At 39.3% G+C, this 4,003-nt stretch carries 3 protein-coding genes and 1 pseudogene; all 4 read right to left on the bottom strand.

What is annotated here, in order from left to right:
* Positions 1-335: 335 nt before the first annotated feature.
* Positions 336-596 (bottom strand): annotated as a pseudogene (locus IQ209_RS18515) (IS630 family transposase); the annotation flags it as partial.
* 160 nt (positions 597-756) lie between these two features.
* Positions 757-1,467, bottom strand: a complete 711-nt coding sequence (locus IQ209_RS17655) for a DUF2931 family protein (protein WP_193852492.1) — start codon at positions 1,465-1,467, stop codon at positions 757-759.
* Positions 1,468-1,469: 2 nt separating this feature from the next.
* The gene (locus IQ209_RS17650) at positions 1,470-3,413 is read right to left on the bottom strand and encodes a phospholipase effector Tle1 domain-containing protein (protein WP_193852491.1); all 1,944 of its coding nucleotides are present in this window, start codon (positions 3,411-3,413) and stop codon (positions 1,470-1,472) included.
* Between the two features lie 22 nt (positions 3,414-3,435).
* A partial coding sequence (locus tag IQ209_RS17645) for a DUF4123 domain-containing protein (RefSeq protein ID WP_193852490.1) occupies positions 3,436-4,003 on the bottom strand: 568 nt, incomplete at its 5' end.

Below are 4,003 nucleotides of genomic sequence, written 5' to 3'. Positions count from 1 at the left end.
TCAGCGATATGGAATTGAGGCTGAATATGACACCAAGAAAGATTTTAAATGGGCTGACGCCAATGGAAGCCTATACCGGGCGCATGTTGCACTTATTGCGTTAATCCAGCGATAGGCTTTATCTTTTTCTGAATACAAAGTGACATATTTTATATTTATTGGTTTTTCACCATATGAAGTAAAACACATAATCTCAGTAGACTTTTCAAAAGCTAACGCCTTAAAAGATAATAGCACCAACAAAAAAAGAGTATTTTTTTAATCATCTCCATTTCCTTTTAGATTAATAATTCTCTTGTTTATATAGGAAAGAACATCAGAATAGTATATTCCATATAAAGCGTACTTTTCGCCAGTGACAATCCTAATAATTCATTGATTATCTGAGTGATAAGTTCAATACTCCAGCGTGAACGCAAGCAGTTAAAATCCTGCGGGGAGTGTGATAACAAGAACGACAGCAAGCTAAAAATCGGGGCTAAATTCCATCAAGTGGGTCTGCCTCCCGGCAAGCTTTTTAATCCTTCCAGCCCATATAATGTTAACCCATTTATACAACGATGAACGGAAGAACGTGAACAATGAAGGGTTCTGGCGTCGTTCACTTCGGGGGATTGGTGCTATGATTCGCATGACTCAGTCCATTTTGGGATTTTTTTGATTTGGCGATTAATCAGATCGCAAAAATTGGACTGAGTTTCCTCCAAGTTATCTACTATTTTGAAAGCTTATTTAGTTCCTGATACTGAAATAACTTCAAGAATTCCCCTTAGCGGTATCTTTTCCCTTGATAAAGGTTTTTCTGCTCTCAGAATATTTCTCAGGATGGTTTGTTTTGTCCTGACATAAAGTCATTTTATCGCCATAAATCGATTCACCGGTGGCGACCAAGATAGGATCCTGATTATTTTTATCAATAATGTGTAACTTAGCGAGGGAGCTTCCCCATGATAACAACATAATATCAATATTATTTCGGTAATCAGATGATTGCGTTTCATCACTGGAATTGGTAACAGGGTTTCTAATAAATTCCTGGATTTGTTGTTTAAAAAGGAAGTTTGTTTGGATATCTCTCTTCTCAGCTATTGAATTCCAACAGATTATCAATGTGTAAGGCAAAATTTTATCATGATTTTTAATGGTAGTATCCCTTTCTACAGCCCTGTGATCTGCATAAAATTGAGTAGGTGTAAATGTCTGCACAATATGGTTATTTTCATCAAGAAAATGAATCAAGTTAATGCGAACAGGGAGTTCTTTGGCGGTGGTAAATTGAAATTCCCACATTTCATAAGGCAATAATTCATTGTTGTGTTCAATCGGTTTATAAGTCACAGTTTTAATGTTATGTGAACCAGTAGAAAAGGCGCGTGCAAAAGTTTTTATATACGCCCAACCGAAGTAGCCTAGCAGCAATATCACCAGACTTAACACTAGCAGTAAGGTTAATGACTTTCTTTTCATTTTTAGATCTCCTTACCGTTGATGTCAAAAATTACTCTGAGCCAATCATCACAAGGTCGGTTAGCGTAAAAAATCGCAGCGGGATAAGTATCCCCATGAATTTTATTATTTACTGTTTTTACGCCATTCCAGTGTGCTGAAAAATGGACGTATTTTGACTGTATTAAGGCAAGCTCTTCAGGTGTAAAAGGTATCAATGGTTGTCCCTGCCTAATGGCTCGTCCCTGTGTGATGGCTTTTTCTGACAGTGGTTGAAGTTCTGCTGGGAGTTGATAATTTTTATCATTATCATCAGGTTTGTCAAAAATTGCTCCAACTTCTTTGGCGAAATCAAGCATAACTAGCATCCCGACTTTAGACCAATCATTAAATATTGTACGGGAAAGTACGGCAGCAGCTGCGACATTTTTAATAGGTTTAGGATATTGGACATTAGGTTTATATTCACTCCATGTAACTAATTTGACATCTTTGTCTGTAAGTAATGAGCCAATCGTTGGAGATTTTTTCATTTTGGATAATTCATCCTGAGCATCTTTATAAACGTTAGTAGTGTGATCTGGGATTGAGGTTTCCACTATTGTGACCTTAGGGCGGGTAATACATAATGTTTCTATAGTCATTGGGTCATAGCCACCACCAACATCGGCGTGAGCACCTGGGAGTTCGAGTTCTGGCCACGAAGGTTTAACGCTATTTAAGGAAAAGTTATATCGGCATTCGTTTTTGGCAGTAATATGGAAAACATGTTTTGCAATATTATTCGATAAAAAGATATTGGCTGGACCTGTTACGGAAGAATCGTGGGGATTAAGAGCATTGTTTGGTTCAGCAATCGCGGTAACTGTATCATAAATGCCTAGAAGGCGGGTGTGCCCCGTGGGGTAGCGTGATTTTGCCAGATATCGATGATTGGAGAAACATTCATTAATTACGTTTAATAAATCTGCATCTTGCTTTAAGACACGGTTAGCAAAATGGCGGGATGATGCAGCACCTCGGCTAAAGCCAATAATATCGAACTGGAGAGATCTGATATTATCCTTTGTTCCTTTTAAGTATTCTGACAATGCGGTTTTTATTCTTTGGATAGCGATGTCAGTTTTGGTTATAACTCCGGTAAGCCATCTTCCTGTTCCATAACCCCAAACACTGTCAGATTCGCCTGATATTGTTCCAACTCCCTCAATATATACTTTAATCTGATGATTTCCCTCACTAATTTCATCTGTTGAATATATCTTATATAAAAAAAGCACATTGGTATAATAGTTGTCGTAACTCAGCCGTGAGACATCACCAGATTCACCATATTTGTTAAATGAACAGATAAATTTATCAAGTTGTTCTGGAGTGAGATCATTCTTTTCTTTGGCACAGAGACGTTCATCGGTATTATCCACATTATTTCCCGTCCCATCAAAAAAGACACCAATGGTCAAATTGATACCACTTTCTATTGCTTGGATCTCTAGTACATACCGCCGATTAAGGGGGTGAGCAGTGAATCCTTTTAATGTCGAGTTTTTAAAGTGTACAGATGTTTTTAGTTCCTCGTCTTGCCAGCCTTTTACTTTAGGAAAACTATCGCTGATCTCTCCTAACGTAATGTACTGATATTCATATTTATTGACGAAGCTATTCTTTCTAACATATAGATTACCTCTACGGCCAGTATCTCGGCGAGGAAGGCTTTGTGTCACTTTATCAGCAAGAGGCTGTGCTGAAACAGAGAGCGTTACAGGCATAGGTGGAAGATCTTCTTCACGCAATATTCCCTTTCCATCCGTAGTACCCGTCCGTATAATGCTTTTGTTTCCCCGACTTTTCAGCTTATAAGGTATCCCTGTCAGTGGCTTACCCTGTTCATCCACAAGCTGAAATTCAACCCAGTTTTTTAGTATCTTCTGGCAATCAATGCAATCTGTTGGATCTAACCGTTTCATTCTTGTCTTCCTTATATTTTATTTATCCGTCAATGCGTGCGTTGAGAGCAAGCTGTTGGTTATCGGTAATAAAATGATCAATTGTTAACTTGTCCAGTTTGCGTTTTTCATCTCTCGCCTGTTTCAGCCATGCTATAAGGCTGTGCTGCAATTTCCCTTCCGGCTCATCCAGTTTCAATGCTAATTCAGGATCTTCTTCCCAAAGTTGGCAACTTAACGCGTAAGCTAGATTTTTGAGAGTCGTATTAGTTGAGTAACGGGCTTCAATCAAATGATCACCCAACACAAACAAACTCGTACTCAGTTCCTGAGGGCAATTTTCTGGTCGGTAATAGCAACTCGGGTCAGGTGTATCGATCATCAGCTCATTAACCGGTGTTAACAGTTCACGCCAGTCCCCCGGTTTTAGAGCGGGCAACAACGGTGCGAAAATACGGTTATCCATCAGCCGCAGTACCACAATCTGACCACGCAGCAACACCTGCTGATGTAACCGCCAGTGTTCTAACTGAAACGACCACGGTAAGGTGCTGTGATACCCCCAGCCCCAACTGGCATCGCTGAATTCGTGCTTATCCAGCAACTGAGCC

Source organism: Xenorhabdus sp. BG5 (assembly GCF_015163665.1).
Taxonomy (GTDB): domain Bacteria; phylum Pseudomonadota; class Gammaproteobacteria; order Enterobacterales; family Enterobacteriaceae; genus Xenorhabdus.
This window is presented reverse-complemented; position numbering and strand designations above follow the sequence as displayed.

What these genes read in the sequence shown, in the direction of transcription:
- IQ209_RS17655 (WP_193852492.1), bottom strand. Translation starts at nt 1,467, where the DNA reads ATGAAAAGAAAGTCATTAACCTTACTGCTAGTGTTAAGTCTGGTGATA.
- IQ209_RS17650 (WP_193852491.1), bottom strand. Translation starts at nt 3,413, where the DNA reads ATGAAACGGTTAGATCCAACAGATTGCATTGATTGCCAGAAGATACTA.